The 13,616-nt window shown below is 70.4% G+C and carries 11 protein-coding genes; 8 read left to right on the top strand and 3 right to left on the bottom strand.

What is annotated here, in order from left to right; translation table 11 throughout:
• The first annotated feature begins 110 nt into the window (after positions 1–110).
• From ACZ5WG_RS29705 to ACZ5WG_RS29685, 5 genes are all read left to right on the top strand, one after another.
• Positions 111–779, top strand: coding sequence for a DUF4097 family beta strand repeat-containing protein (locus tag ACZ5WG_RS29705; RefSeq protein WP_468727207.1), 669 nt, complete (start codon positions 111–113; stop codon positions 777–779).
• 15 nt (positions 780–794) lie between these two features.
• Entirely contained in the window at positions 795–1,757 is a 963-nt protein-coding gene (locus ACZ5WG_RS29700) for an ATP-binding cassette domain-containing protein (RefSeq protein ID WP_468727169.1), read from the top strand.
• Entirely contained in the window at positions 1,754–2,539 is a 786-nt protein-coding gene (locus ACZ5WG_RS29695; protein WP_468727167.1) for an ABC transporter permease, read from the top strand. The genes ACZ5WG_RS29700 and ACZ5WG_RS29695 overlap by 4 nt, the downstream gene beginning before the upstream one ends.
• A 329-nt stretch (positions 2,540–2,868) precedes the next feature.
• A complete protein-coding gene (locus ACZ5WG_RS29690; protein ID WP_468727165.1) occupies positions 2,869–4,740 on the top strand; it encodes an eCIS core domain-containing protein in 1,872 nt (623 codons plus the stop codon).
• Between the two features lie 77 nt (positions 4,741–4,817).
• A complete protein-coding gene (locus ACZ5WG_RS29685) occupies positions 4,818–5,186 on the top strand; it encodes a VOC family protein (protein WP_468727164.1) in 369 nt (122 codons plus the stop codon).
• A gap of 49 nt (positions 5,187–5,235) precedes the next feature.
• Here the strand turns inward: ACZ5WG_RS29685 and ACZ5WG_RS29680 are convergent, their stop codons facing one another.
• Positions 5,236–5,895, bottom strand: a complete 660-nt coding sequence (locus ACZ5WG_RS29680; RefSeq protein WP_468727162.1) for a DUF5701 family protein — start codon at positions 5,893–5,895, stop codon at positions 5,236–5,238.
• A gap of 1,050 nt (positions 5,896–6,945) precedes the next feature.
• Here ACZ5WG_RS29680 and ACZ5WG_RS29675 point away from each other — a divergent pair.
• The 3 genes from ACZ5WG_RS29675 to ACZ5WG_RS29665 all read left to right on the top strand — a co-directional run bounded on the left by ACZ5WG_RS29675 (position 6,946) and on the right by ACZ5WG_RS29665 (position 10,130).
• Positions 6,946–7,977 carry a bifunctional DNA primase/polymerase gene (locus ACZ5WG_RS29675; protein ID WP_468727206.1) on the top strand — a complete coding sequence of 344 codons (1,032 nt, stop codon included), beginning with the start codon at positions 6,946–6,948 and terminating at the stop codon, positions 7,975–7,977.
• A complete protein-coding gene (locus ACZ5WG_RS29670; RefSeq protein WP_468727160.1) occupies positions 7,974–9,572 on the top strand; it encodes a DNA primase family protein in 1,599 nt (532 codons plus the stop codon). The genes ACZ5WG_RS29675 and ACZ5WG_RS29670 overlap by 4 nt, the downstream gene beginning before the upstream one ends.
• Positions 9,573–9,752: 180 nt before the next feature.
• Positions 9,753–10,130, top strand: coding sequence for a DUF6009 family protein (locus tag ACZ5WG_RS29665; RefSeq protein ID WP_030303970.1), 378 nt, complete (start codon positions 9,753–9,755; stop codon positions 10,128–10,130).
• 151 nt (positions 10,131–10,281) lie between these two features.
• Here ACZ5WG_RS29665 and tpg read toward each other — a convergent pair whose 3' ends face one another.
• Together tpg and tap are read right to left on the bottom strand one after the other, a co-directional pair.
• Complete coding sequence (tpg, locus tag ACZ5WG_RS29660) at positions 10,282–10,836, bottom strand: telomere-protecting terminal protein Tpg (RefSeq protein WP_468727159.1); 555 nt, start codon at positions 10,834–10,836, stop codon at positions 10,282–10,284.
• Between the two features lie 6 nt (positions 10,837–10,842).
• Complete coding sequence (gene tap / locus ACZ5WG_RS29655; protein ID WP_468727157.1) at positions 10,843–13,521, bottom strand: telomere-associated protein Tap; 2,679 nt, start codon at positions 13,519–13,521, stop codon at positions 10,843–10,845.
• Positions 13,522–13,616: the final 95 nt, after the last annotated feature.

Raw genomic sequence — 13,616 nt, 5'->3', positions numbered from 1 at the left:
TGGCGATTTTGCGCAACGACAGTGTTGCCAGATCTCTGAATGCAACGTAGCTTTTCCATCATCAGAAACAGCGGGCCGAGAGAGCGCGCTACATGAGCAAGGAGAGCACCATGCAGAAGTTCGACACCCCCGCCCCGATCTCCGCCGTCCTCGACATCCCCGCCGGACACATCCGGTTCATCGCCGCCGACCGGGACAACACCACCGTTGAGATCCTGCCCGCCGATGCCTCCAAGAGCCGTGACGCGAAGGCCGCAAAGGAGACCACCGTCACCTACGTCGACGGCGTCCTGCGCATCGAGGCCGCTCCGGTCAAGAACCGGATCCTCGGCTCTTCCGGGTCGGTGGAGGTGACCGTTCAGCTGCCCGCCGGCTCCCGCGTCGAGGCGAAGGCCGCCAGCGCCGAACTCCGGGGCGTCGGACGCCTCGGTGACGTCTCCTTCGAGGGTGCGCAGGCCACGGTCAAGATCGACGAGGCGGCGAGCGCCCGTCTGACCCTGATGTCGGGTGACGTCTCGGTCGGCCGCCTGGGCGGGGACGCGCAGATCAGCACCCAGAAGGGCGACCTCCAGATCACCGAGGCCGTGCGCGGCACGGTCACGCTGCGCACCGAGCACGGCGAGATCACCGTCGTTGCCGCCCGCGGCGTCTCCGCAGCCCTGGACGCCGGCACCACCTACGGCCGCATCCACAACTCGCTCCAGAACACCGGCGGCACCCCCGACCTGAACATCCACGCCAGCACCTCTTACGGCAACATCACCGCCCGCAGCCTCTAAAGGGAGCACCCCACCATGACCAACCTGGCCATCGCCGCGAACGGGCTGCGCAAGTCCTACGGCGACAAGAGCGTGCTCGACGGCATCGACCTGAGCGTTCCGGAAGGGACGATCTTCTCCCTGCTCGGGCCGAACGGCGCCGGGAAGACCACCGCCGTCAAGATCCTCTCCACACTGATCAGCCCCGACGCCGGCGAGATCCGCGTCGCCGGCCACGACCTGGCCACCGACCCGCAGGCAGTACGGGCGGCGATCGGCGTCACCGGACAGTTCTCCGCCGTCGACGGACTGATCACCGGCGAGGAGAACATGCTCCTCATGGCCGACCTGCACCACCTGCCCAAGAACGAGGGACAGCGCGTCACCGCCGAACTCCTCGAACGCTTCGACCTGGTCGAAGCCGCGAAGAAGCCCGCCGCCAGCTACTCCGGCGGCATGAAGCGCCGCCTCGACATCGCCATGACCCTGGTCGGCAACCCCCGGATCATCTTCCTCGACGAACCCACCACCGGCCTCGACCCGCGCTCCCGCCACAACATGTGGCAGATCATCCGCGAACTCGTCACGGGCGGCGTCACCGTCTTCCTCACCACCCAGTACCTCGAGGAAGCCGACCAGCTCGCCGACCGCATCGCCGTCCTCAACAACGGCAAAATCGCAGCCGAAGGCACCGCCGAGGAACTCAAGCGACTCATCCCCGGCGGACACGTCCGGCTCAGGTTCTCCGACCCGGCCGCCTACCAGGCCGCCGCCGCCGCGCTGGGCGAGGTCGCCCGCGACGACGAGGCACTGGCGCTGCAGATCCCCAGCGACGGCAGCCAGCGCGAACTGCGCACCATCCTCGACCGGCTGGACTCCGCCGGCGTCGAGGCGGACGAGCTCACCGTGCACACCCCCGACCTCGACGACGTGTTCTTCGCTCTCACCGGCGCCACCGTGCCCAGCCAGACCAACGAGGCCAAGGAGGCCGTCCGATGAGCTCCCTCTCCCTCGCCCTGCGCGACTCCTCCACCATGCTGCGCCGCAACCTCCTGCACGCGCGCCGCTACCCGTCACTGACGCTGAACCTGCTGATGACCCCGGTCATGCTGCTGCTGCTCTTCGTCTACATCTTCGGTGGCGCGATGAGCGGCGGCATCGGCGGCGGCGGCCGCGACGAGTACATCGCCTACATCGTGCCGGGCATCCTGCTGATGACCATCGGCAGCACCGTCGTCGGCGCCGCGGTGTCCGTCTCCACCGACATGTCCGAGGGCATCATCGCCCGCTTCCGCACGATGGCGATCCACCGCAGCTCCGTGCTCATCGGGCACGTCGTCGGCAGCGTCCTGCAGTCGATCGCCAGCGTCGTCCTCGTCGGCCTCGTCGGCGTGGCCATCGGCTTCCGCTCCACCGACGCCTCCGTCCTGGAATGGCTGGCGGCCTTCGGCCTCATCGCCATCTACGCCCTCGCACTCACCTGGATCGCGGTCGGCATGGGCATGGCCAGCCCCAACGCCGAAGCCGCCAGCAACAGCGCCATGCCGCTGATCCTCCTCCCCCTCATCTCCAGCGCGTTCACCCCGATCGACTCGATGCCGGGCTGGTTCCAGCCCATCGCCGAGTACCAGCCCTTCACCCCGGCCATCGAAACCCTGCGCGGCCTGCTCCTCGGCACCGAGATCGGCAACAACGGCTGGCTCGCCCTCGGCTGGTCCATCGCCCTCATCGCACTCGGCTACCGCTGGTCGACGGCACAGTTCAAGCGCGACCCCAAGTAGGCGATGTGAGCGCGCGGCCTGCCTCCGGCAGCCGCCCCCGTCCGCCCCCAGGGCGGCGTACCCGACACGACGTCGGCGTACGCCGCCCTCATTCGTGCACAGCATGCCGAGAGGCCAGTTCCGCGGCCTCCTCCGCCAGTACGGTGCGCTGCTCAGCCGCGGCGTCCGCTGAGCCGCCTGGCGCTTCTCCTCCCCGCGCCAGGCGCCGCCGTTGCCCGTTCGGGCCGGGCAGGTGTGTACGGAGGTGTGCCCTCGTTCCCCTTCCGGTCGTGCCGCCGGCTCGTCATAGATGAGCAGGAGACTCCTCGGCTCCCTGGGAAGGACGTTTCATGCACGTGCGAGACGACGGCAAGGCACCTGACGGGGACAGGGCGCGCCCTCCCGCACCCCGCGCCGTGTCGACCGCTCAGAGTCCGGCGCCGTTCGGCGCGGCCGGCCAGGCCACACCGGCCGCGATCCACGCGCTCCAGCTGAGCGCCGGGAACGCCGCGGTGACCCGCGTGCTGCAACGGAACGCCCACCAGCACCACGCAGGCTGCAGCCACGGGGAGTCCGCCGAGCCCGTCCAGCGCTCCGCGATCCATGACGTGCTCGCGTCCCGGGGGCGCTCGCTCCCTGAAGCGGTCAGGTCGGACATGGAGGGCCGGATGGGCGCTCCCAGCGGCATCTTCCGGTCCGTTTCCGTCCACGACTCCCCGCGCGACATCGACGTGGCCAGGTCCATCGGCGCGATCGCGTTCACCTCCGGTAACCACGTCGTCGGAGACGTATCCAGGCCACAGACCCTGGCGCACGAGCTGCACCATGTCCGCCAGCAACGGCAGGGCTCGGTGCCCGGAACCGTCATGGGGAACGGTCTGAAGATCTCCGACAAGAACGACTACGCCGAGCGGGAGGCGGAGGCGGTTTCAGCGGCGGCGATGGCCGCCCCGGCTCCGGTCCAGCGGGAGGTGGAGCCCTCGCCCTCCGGGGCGCAGAGCGCCGCCGCCGATGCTTCTGCTTCTGTTCCCGCCGGTGGAGACGGTCCGATCCAGCGGAAGGTCGGATTCGAATTCGAGACCAACATGCTCGTGAGGGCCGACGACGAGCAGGTGGTCGCCAAGAACGAGAAGATCTTCGAGGCGGCTTCGGGCGACTGGTACATCACTCCCGACTCCAGCGCGCTGGAATTCGTCACCGTTCCCTTCGAGGAGGAGGGAGACGCCCCGGAGGTGGAGAGGATGGCCAAGGCGGTCGGCGAGATGGCCGCGGCATTCAGCACGCTCCACACCCATGCGAAGTTCGCATCCTTCATGGAAGCGGACACGCAGCTCAAGGACGTGCTGTCGGACGCGGGCACGACCCACCGGCACAACGGGAGCGATGTGTACGTGTCCGGCGGGGACCGTGTGTACCCGGCAACGGCGAAACCGCAGGCGACCGGGGGTGTCAGCCTCGAGCGGATGCTCGCCCTGTTCAAGGCGGTCGTGAGCCAGGAACTCCCGCTCGAGTCCCCGTCGAACCCGGGGGACATGGCATTGCTGGGGGACGAGCCGGAGACGCGCACCGACACGACCACGCTCGGCGGCGCCGACCCGAAACGGGACGCAGCGATCCTCGGGAACGCCCGGCACTTCACCGAGGAGTACGTCGCGGACCTCGACGGGCAGACGGCCGAAACGCGAGAACTCAAGGGATTGCTGGCGCTGGTGTTCTCGTACCTGCTGGCCGGCGCCCAGCAGTCCGGACGGCACGATCAGGCGAAGTACTTCCTGCCGCTGATGAGCCGGATGAGCTTCTCCTCGATGTACGCGGCGCTGCCTGCGGAAGCGAAGTCCGCCTTCGATCCCGGCCGCATTCTCGAAGTGGCCGGTCTCGCGCCCGGCGAGCCCGTCTACAAGATGGGCTTCCTCGACCGGGGTGCGGGAGACAAGGCGGCGTCCCGCGGCCCGGAGCGCAAGCCGTGGCTGGACAGCATCGCCTCTGGTGGTCCGGACCTGATGTCGGCGGGTGGCGGAAGCACGGTGACCGAGGGGATGAAGGCCAGTTCGCCGGCCATGGGCCAGCACCACCGGCTCGATCCCGGACACGCGTCCGGGGCCGCCGGGCTGGTCCAGGTCGAGCTTCGCCGTCTGCCCGGCGACGTCCCGCCGGAGGAGTGGCTGCCTGTCGCGGCCGCCGTCTTCGAGATGTTCAGGAAGGTACAGGGGGCAACGCCCTGACGGCCCGGCGGCGCAGCCATCGTCGCCGGCTGCTGTGGCAGCTGTTGACAGCCCGGAGCGTCCGGCAGGATTGGTGCGTGCTGACGATCAGATCTGTGGTGCTGGGTGTCTCGGATGTGCCGCGTGCGGCCGCTTTCTGGACGGAGGCTCTGGGGTATCTGCCGCGCGGGGAGATCGAAGAGGACTGGGTGGTGCTGACGCCGGCAGCGGGGGCCGGGGTCCAGCTGGCGCTCGGGCTGAGTGAGACACCGGTTCAAGAGCATCCGCGGGTCCACCTGGACCTGTACGCGGACGATGCCGCCGAGCAGGCTGCCGAGGTGGATCGGCTGGTGTCCTTGGGTGCGCAGCGGGTGGAGTGGGACCTGTACCCGGAAGACCCTGACTTCGTCGTGCTCGCCGACCCCGACGGCAACCGGTTCTGCGTCATCGACGCCAGCCGCAGCTGACACGCCCCCGGGAGGCGACGCGAGCCCGGACTGATCGGCATGACACCCCCTAAGGCTTGCGGGCCGTGGCGGAGGCGAAGCCCAGCCAGGTGTGGCGGTTGCCCCACCAGCACCAGCCGACCTTCGGGGCGTTGCGCCGCTCGCGGCCGTCCCGGCCCGTGCCGTTGCTGATCCAGATCGCCGGGGTGCGGGCGTCCAGGGCGCCGTTCGCCTTGCGCAGCCGGGAGCCGATGGTCATGAAGCAGCGGTTGCGTTCCAGGGCTGCCGGTTGCTGGAGCACCCAGTGGATGCCCTCGGTGAGGAGCAGCGGGGTGCGGTCCTGCTCCGTGAGGGCGGGCAGTGCCTCCTCCGGGCTCCAGTTGGCCATGTGGTCGCCGCGGTCGAGGCCGGTGACGACGTAGAGCGGGGCGTCGGGTAGCGCGATGCCGTCGAGCGGGGCGAAGCGGTCGACGTCGGGCATGTCGGTGACGACGAAGCCGGGCTTGGCATCGTGGCGGAGCAGCGGTGTGAGGGCGGAGGCCGGGGCGCGGTCGGGGTGGACGGCGAGCAGGGCGTCGCCGTACCGGCCTTCGGCTTCCTCTGCGAAGGCGCGCAGCTCGTCGGCGGGCATCCCCGCGAGCCGGTGCACCCCGAGCTCGATCAGGCGCTCGGCCTGGGCGGCGAGCGGCGGGAGTGGGGACGGGGTGGGGACGGATGAGGCTTTGGGCACGGTACCTCTGGGTTCGGTTGGGGACGGTCGTCCCCGGGCAACGGGGTGGGCTGTCGGAAGGTTCCCGGTGCGGCGGCACACCTTGCCGGTTCAGTGACCGCCGTCGTACCCAGCGCCGTGAGGGATCGGCCGTAGCGCGTCTGTGGGGTGGAGCCGCCCGGGGGAACACCGGCTCGGCGCTGGCCTGGGTTCGGGGGAAGAGGTGATGCAGGTGCTTCGCTTTCCGGATGACGGACCTCGGGCCGAGCCGGACCCCTCCCTCCGCACCCCCCTCCCCGGACAGGGGCTGAAGCGCCGTTTGGACCCTTCGGTCCCTGTCCCTTCAGTCACTGCATAAACCTGCAGGTCAGGGGCTCGGGCTCGCGGCGACAGGGACCGAAGGGACTCAACTTTCTAGTTATGAGCCAGATATGAACATGGGTACCCCTACCTGCTCTTTCTTGCGCTCGCGCATACACGCACGCACGTAAAGCGTGGAAGTAGTGATTCTGAGTCCCTTCAGTCCCTGAGATCGCGGATCCAAGCCTCTGACCTGCGACTTTGTCGAGGGACTGAAAATGGAGGGACTGAACGAGGGCAGGGACCGTTGAGTACCTGGGGGTGCTGGTGCCGGGGAAGGCGTGCCGGGATCTCCGTCAGCTCCCCAGCGGGGAGGGCTGCCGTACCGAGGGACTCTCGGGTCCTGGTGGAGGAGGGGTGGAGTGACGCTTGCCGACGGGGGGTTCGGGCCGCGACACGCCCGGGCGTGCACCGGGGTGGATCGGGGAACTTTTGCGGACGAACTGGGGTAGAACTTCAGGGACTGAGGGACTGAAGGGACTGAACTCTCAATACAGCGGTTATATCGGGCGGAGCCTGCGTGATGTCTGAGGTACGCTCCGCGATAGTGAATCTTCAGTCCCTCTGGTCCCTGACGTGCAGGTCGGACGAGCACCTCGGAGAGCGGCCCGGGACAGGAGGAACCGTCCCTGAACGCGCGTCAAGGAAGAGCCAGTGCCCGTCTATTCCCAGAACCTGCCCCAGGGCGTGAGTGGCGGGACGGCACTGGACGTGGCGACGTGGATGGCCCAGCGCGGGTATCCGGTCCATCCCCTGGCCCCAGGGACCAAGACACCTGCTCCGAACTGCCCCGACTGCCGGGGCGGTCTGCATTCCCCGCAGGATTGCACCTGCCGTTCCCGGGGACGTTGGTGCCACGGGTTCCATGCAGCCACCACCGACCTCCGTACGCTTCAGGACTGGTGGGCGGCCGAGCCCGAGTTCGGGATCGGGGTCTCCTGCGGGCCTGCCGGGCTCGTCGTCATCGATGTCGATGCGCATGCTGCCTCCGTGCCCGGCAGGGAGCGGCTGCTGCCCGGCATCCCCATCGATGAGCGGGTCGACCTGACCGGACTCGGCAGCGGCTACGACACCTTGGCGCTGTTGGCCGCGTACCGGTCCCGGCCCAACCCCTGCGAGGACACGTCGACCCTGCGGGTTCGTACGCCTTCCGGAGGGATGCACATCTGGTACCGGGTACCCAAGGGCGGTCCGCGCTTGCGGTGTTCCAGCGGATCGAGCTCGAAGGTCGCGCTGGCCTGGCAGGTCGACGTACGTGCCGTCGGCGGCTACATCGTGGCGCCCACGACGCGTACGGCCGCCGGCGTGTACGAGGCGCTGCCCGGTGCACGGCTGCCCGCGGCCCTGCCGCTGTGGCTGACCGCCGAACTCGTGCGGACCGGCCACGGCGTCGACACGGCCGCTGCGGAGCCCGTGGCGGCCCCTGCAGGGCCTGTACGGGGTCCGCGTGGCCGTGGGTCCCTGCAGGGCGGGCAGCGGGCTCTCGAGGGGCTCCTGGACGAGGTGCGGGCCTGCGGGGCGAGCCCGGCCGGAACGGCCTTCAGCGAGAAGCTCAACCGGGCGGCCTTCACCGCCGGAGGGCTCGCTGCGGGGGGCCTCCTCGCAGCCGGGGAATGCCGCCGGCTGCTCCTCGAGGCCGCGGACCACGCACGACCCCACCAGACGCGCCGCAACGTCCTCATCGTCGAAGCGGGGCTCCGTGCCGGAAGCGACCGACCGATCCATCCCAAGGAACGCCCATGAGCAGCGCCGGAAGCACGGGGTTCAACGCCCAGGCAGCGGCGGAACAGCTTGCTGCGTTCGCCACCGAGGGCACCGACACCGCTGCCGCCGCGCGCGGCAGGCGTCTGCCGGCCCAGCAGAGCGGGGCCCCGGCGGCCGGGGGCGGCGGAGCCGATTTCGTCACGACGGGGCTGCTGCAGAACCTCAGCGACCGCGGCAACGCGAAGCTGTTCGCCCACCTCCACCACAACCGGTTCCGGCACGTGGAGGGACTGGGCTGGTACGTGTGGGACGAGTACCGGTGGAAGCGCACCGGCGGGGAGAAGGCCGCGATCTGGGCCGCCGGGGACATGGCGGAGGAACTGCCCACCCACGACCCCCGGGGTGTCTTCACCGACCGGGAGCTGTCGCAGCACCGCAAGCGCGCCATGTCCACCTCGGGTGTGAAGGCGATGCTCACGCAGGCCAAGGCCTCCCCCGAGCTCGCCCTGGACCCGGACGTCCTGGACGGCGACAAGTACGCGCTGTGCACCCCCGCGGGTGTCGTGGACCTGCGCACCGGTGACCTGCACAAGCCGGACCCGACCCGGGACCTGCACTCGCGCGCCACCTACCTGGCCCCCGAGGCCATGCCCACGCCCCGGTTCCACGCCTTCCTGAACCAGACCTTCGGCGACGACGACAAGGGCAAGGAGATGATCAACTTTCTTCATCTCCTGCTCGGCTACTCCATCACCGGTGACGTCGGCGGCCAGGTGCTGCCCTTCCTCTACGGCGTGGGCGCCAACGGCAAGTCGGCGCTCCTCGACGTCGTCATCAAGATCCTCGGGGACTACGCAGACGTGGCCCCGCCCGGGTTCCTGATGGAGCGCGGCAAGTTCAACGAGCACTCGACCGAGTTGACGGAACTGCACGGCCGGCGCCTGTTCGTCTGCAGCGAGCTCAAGCCCCACGACAAGTTCGACGAGGCGCGGGTCAAACTGCTGACCGGCGGCGACCGGCTCAAGGCCCGGCGGATGCGGCAGGACTTCTTCAGCTTCGAGCCGACCCACAAGCTGTGGCTCCTGGGCAACCACCGGCCGGAGGTCGGCACGGGCGGCCATGCCTTCTGGCGCCGGATCCGGCTGATCCCGTTCGAGAAGGTCGTCCCCGATCACAGGAAGATCGACAACCTGGCGGAGGCGCTCGTACAGGAGGAGGGCCCCGGCATCCTGCACTGGATGATCCAGGGGGCCAAGGCCTATCTCGCCACCAAGCCGGCCCTGACCGGGCCCAGCGTGGTTCGTACCGCCACGCAGGCGTACGCCACGACCGAGGACCACATCGGGCGGTTCCTGGCCGAGTGCTGCACCACGGGGGTGGATCTGCCCGATCCCCGTGATCTGAAGGTGGAACAGGGAGCGCTGTACCGCGCGTACAGTGCGTGGTGTCTCGACGGCGAGGGCCTTCGCCCCGCCACGACCCGCGCGTTCGCCACACGCATTCGAGCCGAGGTCGGCGTCGCCTCGCCCAATGAGATGCTCCGCTCGAACGGGCAGAAGTTCTACCCCGGACTGGCCCTCCTGGCCGACGAAGCGCAGACCCCGCGCGAGGCGAACAGGGCAAGCGCGCCGTGAAAGGACCACGTGTGCCGCCGCCCAGGGGCGGGCACGCCTACGATGGACAAGGAAGATGAACAGACCCACCAGCCGACGGCGGCCCGCAGGGGCCTGCCGGATACCGGCTTCGGCGCCGCTCGCGGCGTGGCGGAACCAGGGGCCTGGAAGGGCCTACGTGAACGAGGAAGGATCCAGGCCATGAGCTCGCTACTGACTTCAAGCGATCTCGCCCACGAGGACAAAGTGGTGTGGCTGGAGGACCCCGAAGAACTCGATTACGTGCGCCAGGCCCTGGACAAGACCCCCCGCCGCCGGGGGAAGCCGCGCTACCACCGCGATGGGCGCATGATCGGCTTCACCGAGCTCGGCGACACCGCCGAGGCGGACCCGGACAGCGGCCTGCAGAAGCGGCGCGTCTTCTACCTGCTGCCGCACGACCGGGATGCCGAGCCCGAAGGCCTGTACCGGGAGGGCGCGCCGGGCGAGGCCGTGGATCCCCGCACGATCGAACCCCGGCAGGTCGGCCGGAAGACCGTGCGGTCGCAGCGAGGGCTGTCCACGCCGACGGTTGCCTGATGCCGACTTTCGTCTGATGCCGACAGTTGGCGGATTCAGTCCCTCCGGTCCCTTCAGACCCTTCCGCCGCCCGGACGCGATGGCTGGAAAGCGCTTCAGGTAATGGCGAAATCCAGTCCCTCTGGTCCCTTCGGTCCCTCCGGCCGGGGTTTCAGAAGGCGAAGTCGACGTAGTCGATGTCGGTGAACTCGACCAGGAGGCCCGTGGCGCGGGAGCCGTTGTCCTTGAAGTACATCTCCTGGAGGGCTTCGGCCGCGATCTGCTGGAGCCGGGCCTCGGCGGCGCCGGCTGCCTGGGCGCTGAAGAGGCGGGCCGCGTACTCCGGGGGCAGGTGCTGGGTGATGCGGCGCATGCGGCCGTCGTCGGTGGTGCCGGGGGCGGCGGTGAAGCCGAAGCGGGCGCGGGTCTCGATGACCAGGCCGGTGGTCGAGGCGGCCCTGTCGCGGGCCCGCTTGCGGACCAGGGGCTGCCAGCGGCGGCGTACCTCGGACTCGAGGCGGGTGGCGAGGGCCGGCTTGGGCTGCTTGATCTGGTCCTTGACGTAACGCTCGACCGTGCGCTGGGAGATGCCGAGCAGGCGGGCCGTCTCCCGGGTGGATTTGAGCTGCTTGACGAGGAAGCGCATCTGGGCGCCCGCCGACTTGGGGACGGGGCGGGTGAAGTGCAGTTCGTCCGCGCGGGTCAGGCTGTCGTCGATCTGGGTCATGGGGGACTACTCTCCGTCGGCTGCCGCGTCGTGGCCCTTGATGTGGCGCGCGGGGTTGTGGTTCTCGTCGAGCATCTGAACGGCCCAGAGGAGGGGCTGGGTGCCCTCGTGCTTGACCATGCCAGGGCTGACGCCGAGGCGGAAGCCACCGGGCAGGGGCTTGCCTTCGGGGGTGCGGGGGAGGAAGTCGAGGGGGCTGGGGCCGTCGGAGAGGTACACCGCGCAGTCGGAGAGGACGGCGATGGGGTACTGGCCGGCGGCTGTGGCGAGCTTGTTCATCTTGCGGTGCATGTTGACGCGGGCCGTGGAGATGACGGCGGCGCGGATGTCGGGACGCCAGGTGGGGCGTTCGAGGGCGGGCCAGGCTTCGCCCGGGCGGTAGCCGGCGCCCTGGGGGCGTTCGCGGAGCTTGCCGATGCCGCCCTTGACGGTGGACTTGATGGCCGAGAGGACCGGCCTCAGGACCGGGTGGGAGTGCTGCTGCAGCTCTGCCATCGCCGTCAGGAACTCGGGCTCGGGAAGCGTCGAGGTGATGCCGAGGTCCGCCATCGTGGCCATGTAGGCGTCGCGGAGGCGGGTGTACCAGGCGTCGAGGTACGGGCCGTGGTCGAGGCGGAGCCAGGCCTCGGCCGGGTGGACGTCGTGGCCCAGCTCCTGGGCGTAGGCGAGGGTCGGGGTCGCGTACCAGGCCGGGCCGGTGGGGGGTCGGCCGTGCGGGGTGAACGGGCTGGGGAGGCGGGGGTCGAGGGCGATGGAGGAGAGGTCCGCCAGCCAGCAGCCGGGCAGCTTCGGGTCGAAGCGGGGGCGCGTGCGGTGAGTGGCGGGGCCGAGTCCGACGAGGAGCCGGTTGGCCGCCGCGGCGAAGGCCATGTTCACGTCGATGCCGACGGCGTGGGTGCGGGTGCACTCGGCGTCGCTGAGGAGCTCCGGGTCGCGGATCCAGTCGTACGCCTCCTCGTCGAGGACCTCGGCCGGGGTGCGCTGGTGGGAGCGGGGGTAGAGGGCGGCGACCACCGGGTGCTCGTCGGGGGCCTCCGGGGGGGCCGGGTCGACGGGGCGGGTGAGCGAGCCGGGTACCGGGGCCGATACCCAGGTGTTGGTCGCTTCGTCCTTCGCGGCACGGGTGGGCGGGCGTAGGGCCGTCATGAGTTCGAGACCGGTGACGGCGGTGGAGCCGCGGGGGGTGAGGACGCGGGCTGCGTAGGTGGTGAGGAGCTCCGCGAGTTCCGGGGCGGGGAGGTCGGCGGTGTCCTCGCCCCAGGCGCGGGGGTCGAGGGCGCCCCACGGGAGGATCGCGAGCTGGACGCACTGGCGGCCGGTGGAGGGGGTGGCGGGGCGGTAGATGCGGGGCCAGGGACCGAAGCCGCGTCGGGTCAGCTGCCACTTGGCCTTGGTGAGCTGCTTGATGACCGGGTGGTTGTCCGGGAGGCGCAGGCCGCGGCGGTCCTCGAGGGCGGGCGGAAGGCCGAGGAGCTCCAGCGCCGGGGCGGTGAGGACGAGGAGGGGGTCGCCGTCCTTGCCGTTGCGGTGGAGGCGGGGGGAGCGGAGGTCGGCGTCGGGACCGAGGGCCCAGGTGAGGAGGGCCGGGAGGCCGCCGGTGGTGGGGTGGTCGAGGACGAGGCCGGCGGTGGTGTGGGCCTGGCCGGTGCCGGTGAGGACGGCGAGGGGGCCGTTCCCTTCCAGGGGGGTGGGGTGGGGCCGGCGGCGGGGCCGTTGGTGTGTGGCCGGGGGGTGGGCGTTAACGGCGTTAACGGCGTTAACGGTCGGGGTCGGGGTTGAGGTCGGAGCCGGGGGCGCGGTCGCGGGTGCTGACGGGGCTTTCGCGTTAACGGCGTTAACGGGTGGCGCTGGGATCGATGCCGGGGCCGCCGCCTGTGGGGGCTCGGCGTTAACGGCGTTAACGCCGTTAACGGTGGGGGGTGTCGGGGTGGGGCCCTGCGGGGCTGTTCCCCTACCCGCCCCTTCCCGAAACTGGGGCTCCGCCCCAGACCCCGGGGGGGTGGGGGCCGCGACGCCTGCGGCGCGCGGGGCGGCCACCGGCGCTGCCGGAGTGGCTTGGGGCTCGGCGGGGGCGTTAACGGCGTTAACGGGTGCGGTCGGGGCGGCGGCGTTAACGGCGTTAATGCTCTGCGCCGGGGCGGCGCTGGTATCGACGGCGTTGATGCTCTGCGTCGGGGCGGCGGTCGCCTCGATGGTGAGCGGGGTGGCGTTAACGCCGTTAATGGTCGATGCCGGGGACGGGGTGGCGTTAACGGCGTTAACGGTGGGCGCCGCGGCCTGGGTGGCGTTGACGGTGGGCGCCTGGGTGGGGGCGTCCTGGCGGGCTTCGGGAAGGGGGGTGGTGGGGGATCCGGCGTTAACGGCGTTAACGGTGGGCGCTGGGGTGGGGGTGCCGCCCACCGTGGGTTCGGCGTTAACGGCGTTAACGGGGTGGAGGGTGGCGAGGCCCTCCAGGAGGCGGGCGTACGCGGCGCGTTTGGGAGGGCGGGGGGCTGTGCGGCCCGTCTCCCAGGAGGTGACCGTTTCGCGGCGGACGGAGAGGGCCTTGGCGATCTGGTCCTGGCTCAGGCCGGCGGCTTCGCGCAGGCGCTTGCGCTCGTCCGGGTGCGGGAGCGGGTCCTGGGCGGCTGCTTCTTCGAGCAGGGCGTCGACCGCTGCGAAGAGGCTCTCTTGTTCGTTGGGCATCGGTACCTCCAAGGGCAGCCTATGCGAATCGCACGACCGAACGCACATGAAACGCACGTGGGGGCGTTAACGGCGTTAATGCCGTCAGCGCCCCC

It is taken from the genome of Streptomyces sp. NPDC032745, from assembly GCF_055579465.1.
The sequence above is the reverse complement of the archived record's forward strand: the minus strand, read 5'-3'. Positions and strand labels throughout refer to the sequence as shown.